At 36.6% G+C, this 25,619-nt stretch carries 18 protein-coding genes; 9 read left to right on the top strand and 9 right to left on the bottom strand.

Features of this window, described 5'->3' with window-relative positions; genetic code table 11:
- The coding region (locus tag FW754_RS03490; RefSeq protein ID WP_446323878.1) for an ESPR-type extended signal peptide-containing protein at window positions 1–916 on the bottom strand (916 nt) is incomplete at its 3' end.
- Window positions 917–1,213: 297 nt separating this feature from the next.
- Between FW754_RS03490 and FW754_RS03485 the strand changes: the two genes are divergently transcribed.
- The 4 genes from FW754_RS03485 (at window position 1,214) to trmB (ending at window position 6,861) form a co-directional block, all read left to right on the top strand.
- A complete protein-coding gene (locus FW754_RS03485; RefSeq protein WP_409511763.1) occupies window positions 1,214–1,909 on the top strand; it encodes a LuxR C-terminal-related transcriptional regulator in 696 nt (231 codons plus the stop codon).
- The gene (locus tag FW754_RS03480) at window positions 1,906–3,792 is read left to right on the top strand and encodes a sensor histidine kinase (protein ID WP_409511764.1); all 1,887 of its coding nucleotides are present in this window, start codon (window positions 1,906–1,908) and stop codon (window positions 3,790–3,792) included. The genes FW754_RS03485 and FW754_RS03480 overlap by 4 nt, the downstream gene beginning before the upstream one ends.
- A gap of 275 nt (window positions 3,793–4,067) precedes the next feature.
- Window positions 4,068–5,987, top strand: a complete 1,920-nt coding sequence (locus FW754_RS03475) for an ATP-binding protein (RefSeq protein WP_446323877.1) — start codon at window positions 4,068–4,070, stop codon at window positions 5,985–5,987.
- A gap of 157 nt (window positions 5,988–6,144) precedes the next feature.
- A complete protein-coding gene (gene trmB, locus FW754_RS03470) occupies window positions 6,145–6,861 on the top strand; it encodes a tRNA (guanosine(46)-N7)-methyltransferase TrmB (RefSeq protein WP_409511766.1) in 717 nt (238 codons plus the stop codon).
- A 97-nt stretch (window positions 6,862–6,958) separates the two neighbouring features.
- On the opposite strand, the gene FW754_RS03465 is transcribed toward trmB, so the two are convergent.
- The 5 genes from FW754_RS03465 to FW754_RS03445 form a co-directional block, all read right to left on the bottom strand.
- On the bottom strand, window positions 6,959–7,750 hold the full coding sequence (locus tag FW754_RS03465) for a Rossmann-like and DUF2520 domain-containing protein (protein ID WP_446323876.1): 792 nt from the start codon (window positions 7,748–7,750) through the stop codon (window positions 6,959–6,961).
- 151 nt (window positions 7,751–7,901) lie between these two features.
- Entirely contained in the window at window positions 7,902–9,437 is a 1,536-nt protein-coding gene (locus FW754_RS03460) for an OmpA family protein (protein ID WP_446323875.1), read from the bottom strand.
- A 200-nt stretch (window positions 9,438–9,637) separates the two neighbouring features.
- Window positions 9,638–10,873, bottom strand: a complete 1,236-nt coding sequence (locus FW754_RS03455; protein ID WP_409511771.1) for a dihydroorotase — start codon at window positions 10,871–10,873, stop codon at window positions 9,638–9,640.
- Between the two features lie 9 nt (window positions 10,874–10,882).
- Window positions 10,883–11,899 carry an aspartate carbamoyltransferase catalytic subunit gene (locus FW754_RS03450; protein ID WP_409511772.1) on the bottom strand — a complete coding sequence of 339 codons (1,017 nt, stop codon included), beginning with the start codon at window positions 11,897–11,899 and terminating at the stop codon, window positions 10,883–10,885.
- Window positions 11,900–12,213: 314 nt separating this feature from the next.
- Entirely contained in the window at window positions 12,214–12,597 is a 384-nt protein-coding gene (locus FW754_RS03445) for a hypothetical protein (RefSeq protein ID WP_446323874.1), read from the bottom strand.
- 453 nt (window positions 12,598–13,050) lie between these two features.
- Here FW754_RS03445 and rlmKL point away from each other — a divergent pair, with 453 nt between their 5' ends.
- A complete protein-coding gene (gene rlmKL / locus FW754_RS03440; protein WP_409511774.1) occupies window positions 13,051–15,255 on the top strand; it encodes a bifunctional 23S rRNA (guanine(2069)-N(7))-methyltransferase RlmK/23S rRNA (guanine(2445)-N(2))-methyltransferase RlmL in 2,205 nt (734 codons plus the stop codon).
- A gap of 80 nt (window positions 15,256–15,335) precedes the next feature.
- On the opposite strand, the gene FW754_RS03435 is transcribed toward rlmKL, so the two are convergent.
- From FW754_RS03435 to epsC, 3 genes are all read right to left on the bottom strand, one after another.
- Complete coding sequence (locus FW754_RS03435) at window positions 15,336–15,728, bottom strand: hypothetical protein (RefSeq protein WP_446323873.1); 393 nt, start codon at window positions 15,726–15,728, stop codon at window positions 15,336–15,338.
- 269 nt (window positions 15,729–15,997) lie between these two features.
- Entirely contained in the window at window positions 15,998–18,577 is a 2,580-nt protein-coding gene (gene clpB / locus FW754_RS03430; RefSeq protein WP_409511776.1) for an ATP-dependent chaperone ClpB, read from the bottom strand.
- A gap of 1,214 nt (window positions 18,578–19,791) precedes the next feature.
- Window positions 19,792–20,700 (bottom strand): serine O-acetyltransferase EpsC, encoded by a 909-nt coding sequence (gene epsC / locus FW754_RS03425; RefSeq protein WP_446323872.1) that lies wholly within the window; start codon window positions 20,698–20,700, stop codon window positions 19,792–19,794.
- 296 nt (window positions 20,701–20,996) lie between these two features.
- Here epsC and FW754_RS03420 point away from each other — a divergent pair, with 296 nt between their 5' ends.
- The 4 genes from FW754_RS03420 (at window position 20,997) to FW754_RS03405 (ending at window position 25,578) form a co-directional block, all read left to right on the top strand.
- Window positions 20,997–21,500, top strand: coding sequence for a rhodanese-like domain-containing protein (locus FW754_RS03420; RefSeq protein ID WP_446323871.1), 504 nt, complete (start codon window positions 20,997–20,999; stop codon window positions 21,498–21,500).
- A 271-nt stretch (window positions 21,501–21,771) separates the two neighbouring features.
- Window positions 21,772–22,704, top strand: a complete 933-nt coding sequence (locus FW754_RS03415; protein ID WP_446323870.1) for a family 2A encapsulin nanocompartment shell protein — start codon at window positions 21,772–21,774, stop codon at window positions 22,702–22,704.
- Window positions 22,679–24,655, top strand: a complete 1,977-nt coding sequence (locus FW754_RS03410; RefSeq protein ID WP_446323869.1) for a family 2A encapsulin nanocompartment cargo protein cysteine desulfurase — start codon at window positions 22,679–22,681, stop codon at window positions 24,653–24,655. Before FW754_RS03415 ends, FW754_RS03410 begins: the two co-directional genes overlap by 26 nt.
- Before the next feature lie 251 nt (window positions 24,656–24,906).
- Complete coding sequence (locus FW754_RS03405) at window positions 24,907–25,578, top strand: hypothetical protein (RefSeq protein WP_446323868.1); 672 nt, start codon at window positions 24,907–24,909, stop codon at window positions 25,576–25,578.
- Window positions 25,579–25,619: the final 41 nt, after the last annotated feature.

Here is a 25,619-nt window from a genome sequence, read left to right as displayed (position 1 = left end):
TAATTTTTCCATCCAATGTGCCAACTTCAGATGTCATTCTTGTATTTAACGTGCCAACTTCTGTTCCTATACGCGTATCCAGCGTGCCAACTTCTGTCGTTACTCGACCATCTAAAGTGCTAATCGCATTACTATTGGTGGCAATTTTTCCATCCAATGTGCCAACTTCAGATGTCATTCTTGTATTTAACGTACCGACTTCTGTTCCTATACGCGTATTCAGCGTTCCAACTTCTGTCGTTACTCGACCATTGATGACTCCAACCGAATCATCCATTTGCTTTTTATTGACAGCATCTGTGTTTTGTGTTCCTTCTGCAACACTCGTAATTTGACGTAAATTCGTTTCACTCCCTACAGCAAAAGTATTGGCACGGTCTGTAACTGAATTTGCGCCTAAAGCAACACTATTTTTGCCTCTTGCTTTTGCTTGAGAACCCATTGCCACATTATATTCATCATAAGCTAAAGCACCGGTTCCTATTGCAACTCCAGAAATAGATGCAGCTGCACCACCTATAGCAACAGCACTACTTAATGCCCAATTTAAATTACTACAATCACTCCCAATAGATACGGCGTTATCTGCAAAGTCAGCAATTGCACTACTTGGATAACTACCACCTATATATTGCGCACTAGCATTACTGCCATTAATTCGATAAGTAAGTTGTATACCCGGCATAGTATTATTTGAACAAGCAAGACTCTGCACAATATTTCCTGCAAAAACATACGGGCTTAAAAATAGACTACTTATTACAATAAGCGGTTTAATGACTTTTATTTTAGATGCTACTGACTGATTTTTTGTATTTTGCGTTGATTTTGCCTTTCCGTGACTTTTTGCATTTTCAGATACAATCACCATACGTCCAAGTGATTTATTAAAAATAACTTTAAATACTTTATTCATAACATTCCCCACAATGAAAAACTAAAGATATTTTCAATTTGAGCATGTTATAAAGAAATAACTCATCCCTTTGATTGGGTATTTTTCGCCTATATAGTTAAAAAAAATAAAAAGAAATATTAGATAAATTAACAAAAAATAGGACTTTGTTCTTGTTTATCCTAGAATATAATGAAAACTTACCCACTAAAATAGTGTAAAAATAGTCTTGTTTAAATTTCAAATACCCAATATTAGGGATAGTAATTATTTTGGTCACATGCCACAGTATAAAACAATATATTAGAAGTTTTTAATATGCCTAACAATGATTTAAGTTTACCCGTACCCGTCATTATTGTGGAAGATGAACCACTCATACAAATACGTTTAAAAGAAATACTTTATAATTTAGGATATCAATCAGAAGACCTTTATTTTGCTCAAAATATTGCAATTGCACGAGCACTGTTAGAGAAGCATTCTGTATCTTTTGCATTGGTTGATTTAAACTTACCAGATGGTAATGGTATAGAGTTTATAAGTACTTTAAACAAATATGATCCTACCATTCCCATTTTGGTGATCTCTGCATGGAGTACTGAGGATGCTATCTTCAATGCACTAAGTTCTGGTGCAACGGGCTACGTTTTAAAAGAGCGTGATGATTTAGAAATTACATTTTCTATTCGTAGTATTTTGCGTGGCGGAGCTCCAATTGATCCATTTATTGCTCAAAAAATATTAAAACAATTACAATTCAATGAAAATAATATCACCAGTACAGTAGAAAAAAATGCCCTCGCATTAGAAAATGAAGGAATGCTGTCAAAACGTGAGCTGGAAATTCTTGAATTGGTCTCACAAGGTTTAAGCAATAAAGAAATTGCCAACCATTTAAACTTATCACGCTATACAGTTGAGTCCCACATTAAACATATTTATCGAAAACTTGCTGTACGGAATCGCTCCAAAGCTGTGGATACAGCGCGAAATTTAGGATTACTCGATTGATTTCAAGACTCTTTAAATTGTTCTTCATTCTTGTTTGTTTAATTCATAACATTGCGCTTGCTCAGCCTTTAGAAACACATCAACCTTATGATTCAAATAAGCTTTGCGAATTTAAAATCATAAGTACGCAAGTTGCCCAAGCTCCCAATAACTCCATGAAAATTCCACAGCAAGGTTGGGAGAACGTAAAATTACCTGATAATTGGGAGACTCGCTGGAAAAACTACACGGGTACAGCTTGGTATAAAATTATTTGGCAACACCAATGCCAAGATCAGAATCAAGCAATTGCATTTTTAATTGAACGTATTACTTTAGCAGGTGCTGTTTACAGTAATAATCAGCTTTTATGGCAAGATAAATCATTACAAGAACCACTTTCTCGTAGCTGGAATATGCCACGCTATTGGATTTTACCTTCAGCTTTCTTACAACATGAGCAAAATGAAATTTTAGTTCGTGTCACTGGGATAAACTCACAACAATCTGGTTTAGGTCAACTCAAATTTGGTCTCGCTCAAAACATTATCAATGAAACAGAACAATTAATATTTGAACGTAGAACATTAATTTTTATCAATATTATTATCACATTTGTTGTTGGAACTATTAGTTTTATTATTTGGGCATTTCGCCGTCAAGAAAAAGCTTATGGTTGGTTTGCATTAACATCATTATTTTGGGGATGTTTTGCTTATAATTTTATTGCCCTTGAGCCATTTCCTTTTTCTAATAGTCTGCTTACTGCCCGGGTAAATCTTATCTTTTTACTTGCTTATACTGGTTGCCTATGCTTATTTTCATGGCGCTTTGCACATCAGCACTTTAAAAAACTTGAATTTTTACTTTTTTCGATCACTTTTATTCTGACAGTAATTTTACTTATAACACCCACTACCTATTTACAACCAGTATTTGCTTTTAGTTTCTATTTTTCGAGCTTCATATTTATTTTAAATTGTATATTTTTTCAATGGATTGCCTACAAAAACCGCCAAAAGGATGTTTTATGGCTTACGGTGATTTTTATAAGTTTTTTAGTCATCATCCTCCATGACTTAATCATTCTAATTAATCATTCTAATCAGTTACCTTGGACACCCTTCGCGGCACCTATTACCAGTATCGCTTTTTCTTTCATTTTAGCTTATCGAATTTCTCAAGATGTTGTTCGCATAGAAAAATTTAACCAAATACTTGAAGAAACAGTAGAAAAAGTCAGTTTTGATTTAGAACAATCTTTAGATAAAAAATATCAACTTGAAATCGAAAATATGCGTCTACAAGAACGTTTAAATCTTTCACATGAATTACACGACGGTTTAGGCGGATCATTAGTACGTTCAATGATTTTACTCGATCACTCTGAAACCATAGAAAAAAATCAAGTACTTTCTATGTTTAAATTATTGCGAAATGACTTAAGACAAGTTATTGACTCAGGTTCAAGTTTAGGTGTTAAAGTTCCTGAGAGTCCAATAATGTGGATCGCACCTTTAAGGCATCGTTTTGTACAATTATTTGAAGAAATGAATATTGAATCTACTTGGATTTTCTCTAGTTATTGGGTTACTAAACCGCAAGCTTTAAATTGTTTAACGCTATTACGTGTTGCTGAGGAGGCTTTAACCAACATTGTAAAACATAGTCAAGCAACCGATGTTGAAGTCTCTTTAATTGAAGATCAGCAAAAGAAGATTATTTTAGAAATTAAAGATAATGGGCAGGGATTTATCGTTGACCTTGTACAAGAAGGTCTGCATGTGGGACTTCAAAGTATGCAGGTTAGAATCAAACGTCTAGGTGGCGATTTTCAAATCAGTTCAGTAAAAGGACTCACGGTAATAAGAGCAATTCTACCATTAAAGCAGAATAATACTTAAGTACAATATGTTTACATATTATGCATTTAAGATAACGCTCTTAAAAATACTCACACAATAGATCGTAGAAATTTTAGTCAACAATTTAAATGCAATAGTGTTCTAAATTATACACAGATGCTAACTTGCCAATAAAAATTACCATTGCCTTAAATACTTCGACATATTTTATCTGCATATAAAAATCAGCATACCTTTTAAGATACTGATCAATATAATTTATACGTTTAAATAAGGGGAATTTCTTGCGACCTAATCAGCAGAACGATATAAAATTGAGTCTTTTTTATCGTCTCAGTTTTATTTCTTTGTTGTTTCTAGCATTACTCCCAATAAAATCATTTGCACAAGCTGAAACATGCCAAACCAATATTCAATCGATCCAAGCTATAAAATCAAATGCAAAAAACTTAGATCAACTTCCTGCCAATGGTTGGAGTTCCATCAAAACATTGCCCGATTTATGGCGTAAACGCTGGCCTGAATACAGTGGCAGTACATGGTATCAAGTGCAATGGTCATATCAATGCCCAACGGATAAAAAATTACCGATTACACTTGTCATTTCGAATATCAATATGGCTGGCGCTCTTTATAGTAATGGTGATTTTGTTTGGCAAGACCAATCTCTACATGAGCCTCTATCGCGAAGTTGGCATCAACCTCGTTATTGGATTTTAAACTCTTCAGGACTACAGCAAGGAAAAAATATATTACTGATTCAAGTCATTGGTACGCCAACACAACAATCTGGTCTTGGACAAATTTGGCTTGGTGAGCATGCCAAAATGATGCCCATTTATAAACACCAACGCCTTGAAAAACAAACATTACCCATCTTTAATATCATGATTAATATGGTAGTAGGATTTCTATGTTTAATGGTTTGGCTATTTATACCGAAAGATACTGCTTTTAAGTGGTTTAGTGCCGTATCATTTTTATGGGTAATTTATAGCGGATTGGTGATTTACAATGAACCTATCTTCAATCTTTCAAGCCTTTCAGTTGATAAATTAATCAACATTATTTTTTGTATGTATACAATAGCAGGCTGTCTTGCCGCATGGCGCTTTGCACAGCGTAAATTCAAATGGATTGAACGCTCATTACTCACATTCAATGTCATCGTGATTATTCTCGTTTGTAGCGCTCCAGACGAAATCATACCTAAACTTCTCCCAATAACATTCACAATTGCCGTTATTATTTTTTTAATGAAGTGCTTCACATACCCATATATTGCTTATAAATCAAAAATTAAAGAATCATATGTTTTAGCAGTACAATATTTATTTTTTATCCCAATCGCAATCAATGATGCACATTATATGCTGACTTTAGAGGGTATGATTCTTTCACCTTATACATCGCCCATAAATACACTTTTAATTGGTTTTATTTTAGCCTTACGCCTTGCCAATCATAACAAATACATTCAAGAATTTAATAAAACACTTGAAGACTCTATAATTCAAGCTAAAGAATCTCTAAGTATTTCACTCAATGCTCAACATCAACTTGCGTTAGAAAATGCCCGCTTACAAGAGCGCATTCACCTCTCTCACGACTTACATGATGGCTTAGGCGGCTCAATTGTTCGCTCTATGATTCTGCTTGATCACAATGAAAAAGTTGATAAAAATCAAATGATATCCATTTTAAAATTATTACGTAGTGATTTACGCCAAGTTATCGACTCTGGTTCAAGTGCAAGCGTACAAATTGCCGACGATCCAATCTTATGGGTTGCGCCTATGCGTCATCGTTTTGTACAGCTCTTTGAGGAGTTAAACATTGATTCTAAATGGACTTTTGCCAATACATGGATGTATGCACCATCTGCAATTCAATGTTTAACACTCTCTCGCATTATTGAAGAAGCACTCACCAATGTCATTAAACACAGCCAAGCAACTGAAATTTGCGTTGCATTTATTGAAAATGAACAACAACTCATTCTTGAAATTACAGACAATGGTATTGGGTTTAATCCTGATGCTGTTGAACAAGGCCTACATATCGGCTTACAAAGTATGCTAACTCGTGTACAAAAAATTGGGGGACAATTTAACCTCGAATCTGAAATTGGTAAAACCACTATTCAAGTGATTTTACCAAGAAAAACAACTGATTTAGAACAGCAGAATATTAAAAAACCAGATGATTTTCATATATCTAACTTTCAAATTTAAGGTTTTAAAAATTATCGATATATAACTTCAAAATCAACTTTTACCTTCATAATAGCAACAATCATTTTCCAATAAAATACACTTCAAATATTAAAATAATTGACTTGCACCGCTCAGGTCTTAAAATACCGTTTTCCTTTTTAGATATGCCAGAGTTATGTCGAACGATCAATTAGATTCGCAAGTTGTTGAACTGGACGATTTACACGAGCAACGTGAAATTGTAACGTTTATGCGCCGTTCTTCTCCATTGAACACATCGCAACGCACTGCGCTTGAACAATATGGTCATTTAATTTTGGAATATCCTGTTGGCGATTTACGTCAACATTTTGAACATCCTGAACGCCCACTGACTGTAGAAATCGGTTTTGGTATGGGACGTTCATTGGTGCTTATGGCTAAAGCCAATCCTGAACGTAACTTCGTCGGGATTGAAGTTCATATTCCAGGTATTGCACAATGCGTCTATGAAGCAAGTGTTGCAGAAGTCACTAACCTTCGTGTATTAGATGCCGATGCCATCCAAGTTCTACGTGAAATGCCTGATAACAGCATCAATGCCGTTCAACTCTATTTCCCTGATCCATGGCAGAAAAAACGCCACTTCAAACGTCGTTTCGTTTCACATGACCGTATGCCACTCATTGAAGAAAAATTAGAGATGGGCGGTACATTCCATGCAGCAACAGACTGGGAACCGTATGCTGAATGGATGCTTGATGTCTTAGATAACCGTCCACGTCTAGAAAATGTGGCAGGTAAAGGCAATAGCTACCCTCGTCCAGATTGGCGTCCACAAACTAAATTTGAGCGTCGTGGTCTTGAATCAGGTCATAAAATTAATGATTTCTACTTTAAGAAAATCAATTAATTTCACTTAAACCTAAGATATAAAAAAGAGCAGTTCCATACTGCTCTTTTTTATATCTTAACCTTCGTTTAATAGCTATTTTTTGATTTTCAATAGCTCAATAAACACCATCTTGAGCTTGATGACGCTGTAAAATCTGCTCGCTCAATAATGTATATGCACTTTTCAATTCATCTTGCCGAGCACTTTCAAGCATGGTTTGGTGCATTTGTAAAATATGCTGATCACCACGCATTGCAGGACCTGTCTGCATCCTTCGAGGATCATTTTGTGTTGCTTTGTGCGCAGTTTCTAGGATTAATGGATAGAGCAAGCTAAATTCAACTTGCTGTGCATCGGTGACTTGTTTTGCCATGTCATAACAATAATTACTAAAATTACAGGCAAATACTGCAGCCAAATGCAAACTCAAACGTTGTGCCGAAGAATACAAATACACGCTTTGGCTTAAACTTTGCGCTAAATCATTTAAAATTGCTAAATCTTGCGCTGTACTTGCTTCGACAAAAAGTGGCGTAGTTGACCAATCAACTTCTCGCTCTAAACTAAATGTTTGCAAAGGATAAAATACCCCTGATCGTGTATGAAACTGAGTCAATACGCATAAATCCGTACTTCCTGAGGTATGTACAGTCAATACATTAGGTAAGTATCTTGCTACTTGCTCAATCACCTGTGTAATAGACTGATCACTCACGGCAATAATGAGTAAATCAATATCCGATTGAATATACTCAATTTGATTTACAGCTTGTGCTTTCACTTTTTCTGCGAGTTGCTCAGCATGTGTGTACTGACGACTATAAATTTGCACAATCTGATATGATCGTGCCAAAACTTTTGCTAAATGTGTCGCCACTCGCCCCGAACCAATCAAACTAATACGCATCACTCATCCTTCAAACACTTGACCCCATCCCAATTTTTCAACTTTCAAAAAGAAAGGGGTGGTATGACCCATCCCTTTATCTTACGTTACATCTGCTATTCACTCATTAAAATTATGGAAAAACATCAAAATGTCGCCTACTTCATATCAATTACTGCATAACATCAAATGCAATACGACGGTTTTTAAATTGTCCTTCTTTGGTTGTATTATCTGCAACAGGATTTTCTTGACCAAAACCTTGTACTGTCAATTTTGATCCATCAACACCCTGAGCCACTAAATAATCAGCCACAGCCTGTGCACGTTTTTGTGATAGAACTTTGTTTGAATCGGCATTACCGACCGAATCGGTATAACCATTAATCACAAGCTGAGCGTTCGGTAATGCTTTCATCAACGTTGCTGCTTGATTTAAAACAGCCTTATTCGCTTCGGGAATAGCATTTGAGCCACTAGCAAAATTAATAATCTGTAAGTTCAATGCTTTTACAATATCTTGCGGCTGAGCTTGTGCAGGATTAATTGCAGTCATCGCTTGTTGGGCTTGATCAATACTTGAATTTACTGCTGTATTAATATCAAGGGGTTGGTCTAATTGAACATGTGCTGTTTTTAACAAAGGTTGAATTTGTGTGGCTAATTTTTGTAAAGTTACCGCATCTGCACCTTTCAAGCTCAGAGTATTCCCCGTCCAAGTCAATGAAACACCTGGTACGCCTTTAATCAGATTCAATACACCAGCAAAAGCTTCTTGATCAACAAGTGCTGAAGTAAAACCTTCTGTACCCGTTACACAACCTGTTGGATGGCTAAACAGTTGTTTAATTTGCTGTTGTAAACTCGCAATGAAGCTTGCATCACCAATATTTGCCTGACAGCTTTGTAGCTGCCCCTTATCATCGGTTGATAATATAAAAATTGAATCATTTTGCGCAGTTATTGCTCCTGATTGATTGGTTTGTACAGGAGTTGTTTGTACATCATTATTTTTACAACTACGTAAACCCCAAAAAGCCAGACACAACAAAATAATTAATGCTACTAAAGCAGACCAGAAGCCGCCATTAGATTTTTTTTGTACCGTTGCAGGAGTGGGTTCAACTGTCGAATGTGCAACTGTTGGCTCAGGGCTTACAGGTACAATCGGCTCCACTACAGATTCATTTGGTATAACCAGAGCTTCATCAACATTTTTAGCAATATTCAGTGTTGGTTGACCTAAACTTGCTACAGTGGCTTGAGCTGTGGTCGCAAGCCCACCTAGTCCAATCGCGCCCAAAATTGCCTGTGCCCACGGCGCAAGACTAGGATGATCACCCTCATGCTTTTGGCTTAAATAATGCTGTATGACCACCGGATCACGAGAACCAGCTTCATCTTCAATTGTATTTAAAACAGGTGGTATAGAACGATTCAATAATAACTCGACATCATTTGGTGATGCGGTTTGACTAATTGCTGCCAAAAATTGATCTTTTAACTCAGTATGCCCTGAAAAAATATCACTTAAACGTGGATTCAAATTATTTTGAAATATACCAATCCACTCAGGTTTAGCTCTCAATGCTGTCAATAAAAATGGATAAAACTGTTCGAGTGCATATTTTTTTGCATCGATATCAGATGTCTCACTCGTCATTAACATTGGTGTAACACGATCTTTTAAAAGTGCGAGCAGATCCATGTAGTGTTCCTCATATCAAAAATTTTATTTTTTTCGAGATTCAATTCATATATTTGTCTATAACTGCAACATTATGTGCTTAAATTTTTATGAATATTATTAATTTTTGTAATTCAATTCGTTGCTGTTTTCAAAAATAAAAGCCAACCTAAGTTGACTTTAAAGATTAGAATCGCAAAACTAAAAAGCAAATAAAACTCTTAAGCTGTAAATGTTTTAACCACTTTACCGATCACTTGCTGATTGATTAAAGGCGTATTTTTTCCTTGAGAAATAATACTGTCTTTGCTCAAAACCCATTCAGTCGTTGGATCAATCAGTACTAGACCTGCTTCTTGCGCCCATTGTTCGGCCATGTTCGCAACTTGAGCAGGTTTAATGGTCACTTTTTCAACCCATTCTAAAGGTGTGAACAAACCTTCATTAACCAACTGAATCCCAAATGGAATATAACTATCAAATGCAGTAAAGCCTGGTTGAGTTTCTGCAAATGGTGCCATTTTTGCGGAACTGCTGAGTGGTTCATGATGAGTACAAATCGCGTCAATCACCCCTTCTTTAACACCTTGACGTAACAACTCTTTATCAGATTCAGAACGTAATGGTGGACGCACATGTGCCAACGAATTAAATCCATCAATTAACTGATCAGTTAAATGTAGTTGATGCATCGCAACATCTGCAGTTACAGGCAACCCTTTAGCTTTCGCAGCTTTAATTAGCTCTACCGATGCACCACATGACAATAAACCAAAGTGTGCACGCACGCCTGTCGCTTCAATCATTAATAAATATTTGGCAATTGCAATGGTTTCCGCCAAAGCAGGAATGGTCGGCAAGCCCTGACGTGAAGCCATAAAGCCTTCATGTACACAGCCATCTTTGGCAATTTGGTGTTCTTCTGCATAAAACACCACGGTCATGTCTAAACCCGCGGCATATTCAAGTGAACGAATCACAACATCATCATTGGCAAAAGCTTCATTGGCATTGGTCACGGCGGTACAACCACCTTTTTTCAAGCCCGCCATATTTGCAGGTTGATTGCCTTTTAAGCCTTGTGTTTGCGCACCAATTACTTGCAAATAGATACCACCATCCAACATGGCTTTTTCAACTAAGCCATGAATCAATGCACCATTATCTTGAACAATTGGCTTTGAATCTGGTGGAGTAATTACATGCAAAATCCCATTTTCACGGGCAGCCTTACCTTCAGATTTGAGCGTTCCATGTTGCTGTTGACCTGGTTCACGTAAACGTGCACACAAATCCACCATAGTTGGCATCAGCCATTTGCCTTGACCATCAATTGTTTCAGCGATGTTTTCATTTGCTTCGACACGGTGACCATTTTCAATATAAACCGTTTCGACTGTATCCGTTTTTTTGATCGGATCAAGGACACGAACATTTTCAATTTTTACAATACTCATGACTTCACCTTATCCCACAATCGCATCTAACAAACCTTTTTCCTGTAACTGCCCTTGCATAGATAGGGCAAGCACTGCCATGCGCACGGCAATACCATTGGTCACCTGATGCAAAATGACCGACTGTGCACCATCAGCGATACTTGAGTCAATTTCTACACCACGGTTCATTGGCCCTGGATGCATCACGATACAATCTGGTTTTGCCAAAGCTAAACGTTCTTTGTTTAAACCATACATTTTGTAAAATTCAGCTTGTGAAGCCAATGCAGGAGAATCGATCCGTTCATTTTGAATACGCAAAGTAATGATCACATCACAATTACGAATACCGTCTTCCATATTATTGAATAAACGAACACCTTCACCATATTCAGTAAAACCATACGGTAGCAAAGTATTTGGCGCAACTACACGAATATCGGTGCAACCCAATGTTTGCAATGCAGCAACATCTGAACGTGCAACACGCGAATGTTTAATATCACCAATAATAGCAACAGAGAGATCTTCAAATTTCTTTTTAGTTTCACGGCGAATGGTCAGCATATCCAACATCGCTTGCGTTGGATGGGCATGTCGACCATCACCTGCATTAATGATTGCAATATCTGGACAGACATCTTTAGCAATAAAATGTGCTGCACCTGAAGATGAATGACGTACTACAAAAATATCTGCCGCCATTGCTTCAAGATTCCACAAGGTATCACGTAATGTTTCACCTTTAGATGTACTCGAACGAGCAATATCAATATTCAAAACATTGGCAGATAAGCGTTTTGCAGCGGCTTCAAAAGTGGTACGGGTACGTGTTGAATTTTCAAAGAAAAGGTTCATCACTGTACGACCTTCAAGCAAATTATTGTTAATTAGCTGATTTTGGTCATTAAAAAAGGACTGTGCCGTGTCCAATATTTTTGTCAGTGTTTCTTTAGAAAGACCTTCGATGGTGAGGAAGTGTTTTAAATTTCCATCTTGATTGAGTTGAATCTGACTCGGTGTATGCAATGCCGCCAAGTGCATGAGAGATTCCTTATTGTTAAGTTAATGCATTATACAGAGATTCATTTCCAATAGCAGACGAACTTTTCACCAATCAGGATCAATAAAAATAATGACAATACATTTCAATAAGATAAATTAAATATCATTTTAGAAACATAAATTCAGCTTTTCTTATTTTTGAGTATGCTTAATCATTACACTCAAATAAATATGTACATAAAATTCAAATAAATATAGGTAATATATTAAATATGCTCACATATTATAATCAGCAATATCTATATCATGCACTTCGATATTCCTGTCCAATTGAAGTGCATAAAGAATTAAGATTAACGTAATGCACCAATATAGTGATGAGAAACTTGCGCCTGATATTCTTCATTTGTGACTTCTGACTGTCCTGTTGATTCCGAGAAAGTTTCTAGATTTTCTTTATTTTGAACAGAATCATCTTCATCATGAATCTCAATCTGGCTTTCTTTTAAAATTAAAGCTTGTAAGCGATTAATCAATCGATCTAATTCTTCATCCTGTAAGAGTGCTGCATGTTGAATGATATAGCCTGCATAAGCCTTATTTTCCACCAAATACATGACATCAATCATCCGCCCTGCCACACGACGCATACGGGCGTACATTAAAGTTGCTATCGAAAATGCATCTGAATGTGCAATAAATCCTGTATTTGTTACGTCTTGAATTGTATCTTGCATAGAACCCCCAAAGATTTATTTTTAAATTCAAGCAAAATAACTAATAATTCGCTTGATAAAATACGATAAGTATTTAAGCAATTTACGTACCAATATTTTAGAGCATCAACATTAACCAATGAACAATTAAGAATCACAATCACTCAAAACTTCAAATATCATTTACTCATAAAATGTACCCAACACATTTGTAGTGAAATCAGGATTAATACAAAACCCATGACGATATTAAAATTATTGCTCTATTAAAATCATTCAAGCGAACATAAATGTTCTTTTTTATAAAGATAAAAAAAAAGATTTGGACTATGTCTAAATTCCAAGCATATCAATCAACAATGTTCCAAATTTAAAGTAATTTCTTAAAAAATGATCTTTGATCACGCATTCGTCAAGTTTTCATCATCAAAATACGCTAAAATAACCGATTGCTTTTTTCTCCTGGAAATTTTCATGAATTCAAAACCACGTCTTTCTACATATTGGGTTACCTGTGCAGATGGACTAGAAACCTTACTGCAAGAAGAAATTCAAGGTTTAGGGATTCAAAACATTGAAAAATTTCCTGGACGTTTAATCTTTAAAGGCAAGCTTGAAGATGCGTACCGTGTGTGTATGTGGTCACGCCTTGCTTCTCGTGTATTGACGCCTATTCATGTGCATGAGCTTGATTTTACGCATGATGCTCGTGATGTTGCAGAAGAGCTTTACGAAGGCGCAATGAACTTTGATTGGTCACTTATTTTTGCACCACAAAGTACTTTTGCGGTTCGCCTACATATAGAGCGTGAGATTAAAGTAAACTCACAATTTGCTACCTTACGCGTAAAAGACGGTATCGTCGACTCGTTTATGGAAGCTGTGGGTAAACGCCCAAGTATCGACATTAAACAACCTGAAATTACCATTTATGCCCTTGCAGGTAAAACCGAGCATACCTATTGCTTAGATTTATCAGGTGATTCACTGCATAAACGTGGTTATCGCCACTACATGACCGATGCACCAATCAAGGAAAACCTTGCTGCTGCCATCTTGCAAAAAGCAGGCGTAAAAGACCGTAATCCTGACATTATTTTAGATCCAATGTGTGGTTCAGGTACTTTCATTATTGAATCATTGATGATTTTGACAGATCGTGCACCGGGTCTTGTGCGCCGTTTCGGTTTCAATGGTTGGAATGGTCACGACCATGATTTATGGATGTCTGTTAAAAATGAAGCGGCTGAACGTCATCAACATGCCCTTTCTCAACCTCTTCCACAGTTTTATGCTTATGATGCAGACTGGGAAGCGGTAAAAGCGACCAAACAAAATATTATTGCAGCCGGTTTCGAATCTGTACTTGATCAAATTAAAATTGAAGAACGTACTTTAGCCGATTGGCCTGATTTCCAAGCCGAAGGTAAAACGGCAGTGATTGTCACCAATCCACCGTATGGTGAGCGTTTAGGTGAAAAAGCATCGAATCGTGCCTTGTATCTTGGGCTTTCTGCACTCTTACAGAAAAACTTCCCAAATCAATATGCAGCCGTGATTGCAGCTGCGGTTGAACAAGCCGACGTTCTTGCGTTTAACGATCCACAAATTTTACGTTTGATGAATGGTAAACTTCCAATTTACATCCGTTTTGGTACGATCAAACCCGCAACTGTCAGCCGTCCATTTTTAGCTGAATGGCAGCCTCAACAATTTGAAGAAATTGAAGGTGCTGTTGAATTTGCCAATCGTTTGCAAAAAAATATGCAAACTTTGAAAAAATGGGCTGTAAAAGAAAATATTTATTGCTTACGTTTGTATGATGCAGACTTACCTGACTTCAATGTTGCGATTGATTTATATGGTGATCGTCTACATGTTCAAGAATATGCACCACCAAAAACCATTGATCCTGAAAAAGCCAAAAAACGTTTTAATTTAGCATTGCAAGCAATTCGTGCTGTGACGGGCTTAGGTCGTGATGCAATTTTCATCAAAACGCGTGCACGTCAAGAAGGTAAAACACAGTACGCTAAGCAAAGTACTGCATCGAAGCGTTTTATTGTGCAAGAAGGCAAAGCAAAAATCTTAATCAATTTAACTGATTATTTAGACACAGGTTTGTTCCTCGATCACCGTCAAATGCGTTTACGTATTGCCGCTGAAGCGAAAGGTAAACACTTCCTAAACTTGTATAGTTATACTTCAACAGCAAGTGTACATGCTGCTTTAGGTGGTGCTGCAAGTACAACAAGTGTCGATTTATCGAATACTTACCTAAACTGGTCTAAAGAAAACTTTGTTTTGAATGGTTTGACGGTAGATCATGTTGACCAACAACATCAATTCTTTGCAAGCGATTGTTTTGAATGGTTAAAAGAAGGTCATGAACAATATGAATTGATCTTTATTGATCCGCCAACATTCTCAAACTCTAAAAAGTTTTACGGTACATTTGACGTACAACGTGATCATAACTCATTGTTAAAACGCGCAATGAATCGTTTAACGACAGACGGTACGTTGTATTTTTCAAATAACTATCGTGGTTTCGAAATGGATGAAGAAGTTCAAGCCATGTTCAATGTTGAAGAAATCAGTAATGAAACCATTGGTCTAGACTTCAAGCGTAATCAAAAAATCCACCGTGCTTGGAAAATTACCCATCATCCTGTGTAATTGTTTCACATAACGCTTACTATAAGTGTGTTAAAAACCGATTCAGGCAATATGTCTTGAATCGGTTTTTTTATCTTTACTTAGCGATTAATCAAACCGCCAGCGTCAATTTCATGTCCAGAATACAGCGTTATCGTATCTTTCGTCGTCACCCGAATATCATGACGTTGATTTGGATTTTCACTGATGTCTATAAATCTAAATCCTGTTAATGGTCGTACATATCGATCGCCAGACTTACTTGAATCTCTATCTTTCTTTTTCCATTCATAATCTGTTAAAACAGTTGAATAAATTTCATCTTTTTTTGCCTCATTAGCTCTTTTATTGGCAATTTGATTATGTACATTATTTTGTTCATCAAGAGGTTGTTGAACATCTTGTTTCACTGAACTAATAATAATAGGCGTGAGTTGTGCTAAACCGACATATTGTTCTGAAAGGCTTTGATCATCTAATTTATTTGCAAACACTGACGTTGAGCTCCCTATCATCAATACTGCAATAAGTAAGTGAGTGTATTTGAGTTTATTTATCCCTATGACCATCATGATCAACCTTCTACTTTTTATTCTTCCTGTCTAAAAAACTACCAACTTTAGACATATGTTGCAATAACATGATCTAACAACCCGATAACAGGCACTAATATTCTGCATATTACTTATTCTAGACAATAAAAAACCTAGCCGAAGCTAGGTTTTTTATTTACAGCATTGATTTATTACATATTAAGTTAAACTTAGCTCAATTTAAGCTTAGTGAAAGTTAATTTACCATCTTCGGCACTAATCAAAATAGTATCGCCTGCGGTAAAATCACCTGCTAAGATTTTCTGAGCCAATGTATTTTCAACCTGTTGCTGGATGGCACGTTTCAGTGGGCGCGCACCATACACAGGATCAAAACCAGCATCGATCAGAATATCAAAGGCTTGATCATCTATACGTAAACCAATATCACGTTCAGCTAAACGAGTACGTAAACGCTCTAACTGAATATCTGCGATGCCACGGATTTGTGATTTTTTCAACGAATGGAAAACCACAAGCTCGTCAATACGGTTAATGAATTCAGGACGGAAATGTTGCGAAACTGCACTCATTACCACCGCACGAACTTCATCCTCACTCGCACCTTCACCTAATTCACGTACATCACTCGAACCTAAGTTAGAAGTCATTACGATGACTGTGTTTTTAAAGTCAATCAAACGACCTTGTGAATCAGTTAAGCGACCATCATCCAACACTTGTAGCAAGATGTTAAACACATCAGGATGCGCTTTTTCAACTTCATCAAATAACACAATACTATATGGTTTACGGCGTACAGCTTCAGTTAAAACACCACCTTCTTCATAACCCACATAACCAGGAGGCGCACCAACCAAGCGACTCACTGAGTGTTTTTCCATAAATTCTGACATATCAATACGAATAATCGCATCATCACTGTCAAATAGGAAATTACCCAACGCTTTAGTCAATTCAGTTTTACCGACACCCGTTGGTCCAAGGAATAAGAATGAACCACTTGGACGATTCGGATCAGATAATCCTGCACGAGAACGGCGTACTGCATTCGACACAGCAACTACAGCTTCATCTTGCCCAACCACACGGTTATGTAAGAAAGACTCCATTTGTAGTAATTTCTCACGCTCACCTTGTAGCATTTTCGATACAGGAATACCCGTTGCCGCACTCACTACTTCCGCAATTTCGTTCTCAGTGACTTTGGTACGAATAAGTTTCGGCTCTTCATTCACTTCCGCCACTTCTTCTTCATTCAAACGTTTTTGCAATTCTGGAATCACACCATATTGCAAACGGCTTGCTTCTGCCAAATCACCTTCACGTTGTGCTTTTTCATACGCTGTACGTGCTTTATCCAACTCTATCTGCGCTTGGTTTGTGCCATCAACTAAACGTTTTTCAGCAATCCATACTTCTTCCAAATCACTGTATTCTTTTTGAACCTCAGCAATTTGTTTCTCAAGATGTTCAACTTCAGCCTTGCTGACCGAATCAGCATCTTTTTTTACTGCTTCTAGCTGCATTTTAAGCTGAATCAAACGACGATCTAAACGATCTAATGGCTCAGGCTTAGAGTCAATTTCCATTTTGATCCGTGAAGCAGCTTCATCAATCAGATCAATCGCTTTATCGGGCAACTGACGATCTGTGATGTAACGATGCGACATTTTCGCTGCTGCAATAATCGCAGAATCAAGAATTTGTACACCATGATGCGTTGCATACTTGTCTTTTAAACCACGTAAGATCGCAATGGTATCTTCAACACTTGGCTCATCGACCAATACTTTTTGGAAACGACGTTCTAAAGCTGCATCTTTTTCAATGTATTGGCGATATTCATCGAGTGTTGTCGCACCGACACAGCGCAACTCACCACGTGCCAATGCAGGTTTAAGCATATTGCCCGCATCCATTGCACCATCACCTTTACCCGCACCAACGAGTGTATGTAACTCATCAATAAATAAGATGATTTCACCATCATATTTTGACAAGTCTTTGAGCACTGCTTTTAGACGCTCTTCGAACTCACCACGGTATTTTGCACCTGCAAGTAATGAACCTAAGTCAAGTGAGAGTACGCGTTTACCTTTTAGACCTTCAGGTACTTCACCATTGACAATACGCTGTGCCAAACCTTCCACAATCGCAGTTTTACCTACACCAGGTTCACCAATGAGTACAGGGTTATTTTTGGTACGGCGTGACAATACTTGAATGGTACGGCGAATTTCTTCATCACGACCAATCACAGGGTCAAGCTTGCCTGACAATGCACGTTCAGTTAAATCGACTGTATATTTATTTAACGAGTCACGTTGATCTTCATGGTTATTCGCCATAACTTGTTCACCACCTCGAATATTTTCAATTGCTTTGCGTAGTTTTTCTGTTGTAACACCAACTGCGCTCAATAATGTTTTGGTTACACCTGTTTCAGCAAGTGCTAAAATCACCCAATCTGTCGATAAAAACTCATCGCCTGCTTTTTGTGCATAACTGTCTGCTAAATTGAGTGCACGAACAGCTTCAGGATTTAAATTAATATCACCCGTCGGATTACTGAGGGTTGCCGCATCATTTAATGCCTGCTGCAAACGGTTTTTTAATTCAGGTAAGTTTGCACCCGCCTGTTGTAATAGGCTTAGATTTGATGCTTCTTCTAACAATACAGAAAGTATGTGAATACCCTCAATGGCAGTATGATCTTTACCCATTGCCAATGATTGTGCATCTGATAATGCTTGCTGTAGACGGTTTGTAAATTTTTCAAATCTCATTTTTGTTATTCCTCATGACATATTTAGTTCTTAACTCATATATGGGAACATTTGCGGACTTTTCAAGTAAAAATAGCAAATAAATTTAAAAAATATTTTTTACTTTCAATATCTTATAGATAAATTTAAATAGACTTTAACCATAATATGCGTCCTCATTAATGCTTTTTCAAGCAGATATTTAGAAAAAAACACACAGATAAACCTTAATAATCTATCTTTATCATAATATGCTTTAAAGTATGTAAATGAGGATAAAAATAATGTTTAACTTAGGTAAACTTATAGTCATATTTACATTATCATTGGTGTTACTTAATTATGGCGATATTATTTTTTAGTATCTTCATGCAGTAAAATTTAAAAAAAATACATAATGATTAATCATTCATTAAAATAACTTATTTAATAAAATATATTTTTACCATTGAATATAAGTTGATTAAAACAATTAATATCTTAATTAAAATTTAAAGCATATTAAAAAAGTGATTAAAAATAATGTCTAGCTAATTCAAATAAATCATTCGCCATTTACAATTATTCGAATTACTCAAAGTAAATAAATTGAGAATAATATTTTAAATCAGCTTGAATAAGATCAAATCTATAGAAATTAAATTTATATGAAAAATTGGATAACCAAATTGGCAAAGTTGAAGATGAATTCAGGCTTAAATGCACTATCCAAATATTTATTTACATTTTCAAAAATTTTTGATTAAAAAAATATCATCGACAATCTCTATAATTATCATAGGTGTAATTATTTAACAAAATGTTTTAGGTTATAATAAACTGCCTTATCCTTTCTTAAATCATTATCTCGACTATCTAACAGCAATGGCTCAATCTACCCTGAGCATCCAATCAGTATGTAAATCCTCTTCCGACCATATTTTAAGAGAACAAACTCAAAAATATTCATAATGCTCCCTTAATTTCAGATTTAATCAACACCAAGTCATTAAGACTTTATCGAACTCATATTTTTATTTTTAAAATACTAAAAATATTTGACACATCAATCGTGACTAAAATAATGTTTCGAGCAATCAATATTTTGATGCTATTCCCAAGATGGTTATTAAGTGAAATCGATATTTTTTAAAGCACTTTTTGAACTTCAACAATCCATCAAATGAATGATTTAAATATTATCCAAGATAAAAATTTTCAATTCTATTTGATTAAATAAAATTTAAACTTAAGCACTAAACTTGAGATTTTGTTGCCGAACTTTGTGAGACCGCGCTATTCGGTGCAACGCTTTTGGTAATCCAGACATTCCCCCCTATAACCGCACCCTCACCGATGGTGATTCGACCTAAAATTGTTGCACCTGCATAAATAACAACATTATCTTCAACTATGGGATGACGTGCATATTCTTTTTGCAAATGTCCTTCTTCATCTACTTCAAAACGCTTCGCACCTAATGTCACAGCCTGATAAATCCGCACATTTTTACCAATAATACAGGTTTCACCAATGACGACACCTGTACCATGATCAATGAAAAAACCTTGATCGACCTGAGCACCAGGATGTATATCAATCCCCGTTTTAGAGTGGGCAATTTCAGCAATTAAACGCGCCAATAAAGACAAATCTTGCTTATAAAATTCATGTGCAACCCGATGATAAATAATCGCTAAAATGCCTGGATAACACAAGAGAACCTCATCAACACTACGTGCCGCAGGATCACCCTCAAATGCAGCAATGACATCAGTATCTAAAATACGGCGTAGCGCAGGCAATTGCTCTGCAAAGGTTTTAACAATTTCCTGTGCTGTTTGTACACTTTCCTCAAGATTACCAGCATTCTTCCGATATTTATGATCATAAGTCAGATTTAAACTTACTTGTTCGTGTAATGCATACAAAGTTTTTTCAAGCGTATGTGCAATATAATAATTTTCACTTTGTTGACGCAAATCATGTGGTCCTAAGCGCATTGGAAATAAAATGCCACATAAATCACTCATGATCTTTTTAATTTCCTCTTTCGATGGTAACTCTCGACCACCAAAATCTTTGAGGCTTTTTTGTTTTGTGCGCCATTCGTTACGTGCTGCCTGTAACTCATTAACAATATAATTAATATTCCATTGACTCATGGTTTTACCTATCGGTTTATGGATTAGTTAAGTTAACAACTGAATCCTACATATTATTCAAGTTCTTCATGCAAATACTATTTTATTTGCATAATTTTAGATAACCATTATTAAGCTATACTTATCTAAATTTTAGAATAATGCTGCACTTACAAACCACCAATTATTTTGCAACTTTAAGAATAAGCAAAGCAATTTTTATTCATTTTAAGAATATAAAAAATCATTATATTTAATGTCAATTTCTCAAATATTTTAAAGTACAGCCCTGCTGTAATAAAATCAAAGGTGTTGATATGAACAGTTTAAATGCATTACACACAGCCACTTCGGGGCAAAACCCATTATCAAAACAAGATCTCGATATCATTCTTAACGATGCAAAACAACGTGTTGAAGAACATTACTTAGAATTCACGGGTACAATTCTTCCACAAGAAGCATGGGCTTTATTTCAAACAGCTCAAGTCGTCATTGTCGATGTTCGTACCAATGAAGAGCGCAAATTTGTCGGCTATGTTGAAGATACTGTACATATTCCATGGGCAACAGGAACTGCACTGAATCGAAATCCTCGCTTTGCCAAAGAGCTTGAAACAAAAGTCGGTAAAGATAAAATTATTTTACTTTTATGTCGTAGTGGCAAGCGTTCTGCTGCCGCTGCCAATGTCGCTTTCAATGCTGGTTTTGAAAATATTTATAATATTGATCAAGGCTTTGAAGGTGATCTTGATGAAAATAATCATCGTGGCTCATTTAACGGTTGGCGTTTTCACGGACTGCCTTGGCGTCAGGAATAAAATGAATCATCGGAAGAATATAGTGGGTTGATTTATTATTCGATTATTAAGTTTTATGAATAATTGATGTTATCTAAAAATGAAACACACCTAAAATTAATGAAATCCAATAAAGATCAATACTTATTAAAATTCATGATTTTTGAAAAATTAATTTTACAACGCATGATCAAACCTATTTTTTATTGGAGAAAATTAGTAAATACATACAAAAAAGTAATTCTAGCAGTAGTAATAAAAATTAATTTTAAAATATCCGAAGGATTAAAACATGGCTAAAAACCAAGAAGTCTCACGCCAAGCACTCAATGATCAAGCTGCTCGCCAACTTGCCAATGCGACAAAAACAGTTCCTCAACTATCGACTATTACACCGCGTTGGTTGACCCATTTATTGCAATGGACACCTGTTGAAGCAGGTATTTACCGTGTCAACAAAGTCAGTAATACCGATGACATTCAAGTCGCTTGTACACAGCGTGATGAAGCAACTCTGCCACAAACATTTGTGGACTATGAAGTTAATCCTCGTGAATATTTCTTAAATGGAGTTTCCACTGTTCTCGATATTCATACACGTGTTTCTGACTTATATAGCAGTCCACATGATCAAATCAAAGAACAGTTACGTTTAACTATTGAAACGATTAAAGAACGTCAAGAAAGCGAACTGATCAATAACCCTGAATACGGTTTATTGGCAAGTGTTGCAGATGAGCAACGTATCTCTACCTTAACAGGTGCGCCAACACCTGATGATTTCGATGACCTACTTCGTAAGGTATGGAAAGAGCCAGGTTTCTTCCTTGCACACCCAGACGCAATTGCAGCTTTTGGTCGTGAATGTACACGTCGTGGTGTGCCACCCCCAACAGTAAGCCTTTTCGGTTCGCAGTTTATTACTTGGCGTGGTATTCCACTTATTCCTTCAAACAAAATCCCAGTTGAAGATGGTAAAACTAAGATCATCTTGCTTCGCGTAGGTGAAAAACGTCAAGGTGTTGTTGGTCTATTCCAACCAGGTCTTGCGGGCGAACAAGCACCAGGCTTATCTGTACGTTTCATGGGAATTAATCGTAATGCAATCGCATCTTATTTAATTTCACTGTATTGTTCTCTTGCTGTATTGACAGATGATGCGCTTGCTGTACTTGAAGATGTGGAGGTAGATAAATACCATGACTATCCAACAACTTACAAGTAACCAGCCGACAGCAGATATTGCTTCGGGTGTGCCTGATGCACCGATCAGCGAATTTGTGATTGCACAGTTGGCTGCGGAATTTTTCTCGGCTTTACCTAGTCAAAACCCGCAAGGTTTTAACTTTGACTTACCGAGCCATCAACCACAACCTAGAGATCCAATTGCTGCGTTGTCAGGTCGTGTGCCTGCTGTACTTCAACAAACCAGTTTAAATCCTACGTCAACGCAACATTTTATTGAACCAACAGCTGACCATCCTGAGCGTAGAATTTTATCTTCTTCACCAATTGTCGGTGGTGCGAATACACCTGATCCTTTGGCAGTAACACATGGTTTAGATTTGTCTTTTGCGCCGAGTTCGTTTTCTCAGCAATCTGCACCTGCCAATGTACCTGCTGCAACACCAAGCACTGCGTCATCAAATTACTACTTTTTGGATCTACCACAGCCTGAAGCTGTGAGTCCTCAAACTGTAAATAGCAATGCTACGCAAGTCAATGTATTGAAAAACCCGTATGCTTTTGACAATTTTCATGTGACTGATGACCATCAATTACGTGGTGTTTTGCAAGATCGTAATGACAAACCTGCTACAGCGGAGTCTGGTTATTATTTTCTTCAATCCCCAAGTTTTGAAACGGCTCCACCACATTCAGATTTGCAAATTCCAACGACAGCGCAAAACTATCAACCGATTGATATTTTGCAAATTCGTAAAGATTTTCCAATCTTGCAAGAACGTGTCAATGGTAAGCAACTCGTTTGGTTGGATAATGCAGCGACAACGCATAAGCCTAAAGCTGTGATCGATCGTATTTCATATTTTTATGAACATGAAAATTCGAACATTCACCGTGCGGCGCATGAACTTGCAGCACGTGCCAGTGATGCTTATGAGCATGCACGTGATGTCGTGGCTCGTTTTATTGGTGCGCCTGCAGCAAAAAACATTGTTTTTGTACGTGGTACAACTGAAGGTATTAACTTGATTGCCAAATCATGGGGCAAGCAAAATATTCAAGCGGGCGATGAAATCATCGTTTCCCACCTTGAGCATCATGCCAATATCGTTCCGTGGTTCCAGTTGACCAAAGAAACAGGTGCCAAACTGCGTGTGATTCCAGTAGATGATACAGGTCAAATTCAGATTGAGGAGTTTGTAAAACTGCTTAATCCTCGAACTAAACTTGTTTCGATTACTCAGGTATCTAATGCTTTAGGTACGGTGACGCCAACTCAGGAAATCATTGCACTTGCACATGCTGCAGGTGTACGTGTCTTAATTGATGGTGCGCAGTCTGTTTCGCACATGCCAACCAATGTTACAGCTTTAGACGCTGACTTCTTTGTGTTCTCTGGACATAAAGTCTTTGGTCCTACAGGTATTGGTGCTGTTTATGCCAAATCTGAACTACTCGATACCATGCCTGTTTGGGAAGGTGGCGGTAATATGATTCAAGATGTAACTTTTGAAAATGTGATTTACCAACCTGCACCCAATAAGTTTGAAGCAGGTACAGGGAATATCGCAGATGCAGTCGGTCTAGGTGCTGCTTTGGAATATATAGAAAGCATTGGTATCCATAATATTGCTCGTTATGAACATGACTTGCTTGAATATGGTCAACATGCGTTACAAAGCGTTTCAGGTTTGCGCTTAATTGGTACCGCATTGAACAAAGCAAGCGTAATGTCATTTACTTTGGCAGGTTATGAAACTGAAGAAGTCGGTAAAGTTTTAAATCAATATGGAATTGCCGTTCGTACAGGGCATCACTGTGCTCAACCGATCTTGCGCCATTTTGGTGTAGAACGTACGGTACGCCCTTCTCTGGCATTTTATAATACCACTGAGGAAATTGATTTATTGGTTTCAGTATTGCATCAATTACGCCGTGCAAAACCAATTGCCGTGCAAAACCAATTAAGGCTTAATTCAGACTCTATTTGAAAATAAAGTCTAAATAGGAAATAGATCACATGTTTAATTCGTTAAGCATGTGATTTTTTATTCATAGGATAATAACTTTTATCTTTTATAAAACATGGGTAAATTTCAAATCTAGCTTTTTTAACGACATTTCTTGTCGCAGAATTAGAATTTCAATCTTATAAAAAATAGGCTTAATGCTAATATTGCAACACGCACTGCACTCAAACTGGAAGAAAAAAATGTCTAATCAAGTATGGACAACAACCATTATGTTTGATGAAACCTATCGGGTATTTGATTTATCATTCCCTGAGATATTCGACTATGCTGAACTTTACAGAATTAAAGGCGAAGCAGAATATGAGAAAAATAAAAGAAAACAAATGCGTAGCTCTAAAATAAAAATTGTAGATCAATATCATTTAAGTGAAAAAATATTACCTGAAAATGCTCCTACTATTTTATATGCTCACGGCTTTAGTAAAACAGTTAATTTACCCAGTTTTTTTCGTACCCAAGATGGCTTTGTTATTCTCACTGGGCCGTGCGCTAATATATTAAAAAAGTTTCGTTTAGGCGAAAGTGCACTCTACCCTTTATCTTTTTTTGATTTTCAGCTCAATGAGTCCGTAAATGATCAAACTTATTATTTTTTCAATATCGCTGAACTACGGAGCTATTTACGTCCTGAATATTGTACGGAAGAACTGCATAAGTATAGAAACACTAAACATAAAGGTTATCAACTTTTTGATTTATACCATGCTGACTACGCAGATCATGCAATCGCAATCACTCAAGAAGCTCTTACATGTGATGTAGACCTGTGGCAAGACCCAGAATTAGATCACTCAATTTTTATGTCAGCTCAACTTAAAATGGCATTGGATGAAGCTCAATTGAGTGAAGCATGGCAATTATTTTTATGTGAGCTTAAATAAGTCACTAATAACTAAGTTATTAAGCATGCTCCCGCTACACA

It is taken from the genome of Acinetobacter sp. 1207_04 (genome assembly GCF_052850415.1).
This window is presented reverse-complemented; position numbering and strand designations above follow the sequence as displayed.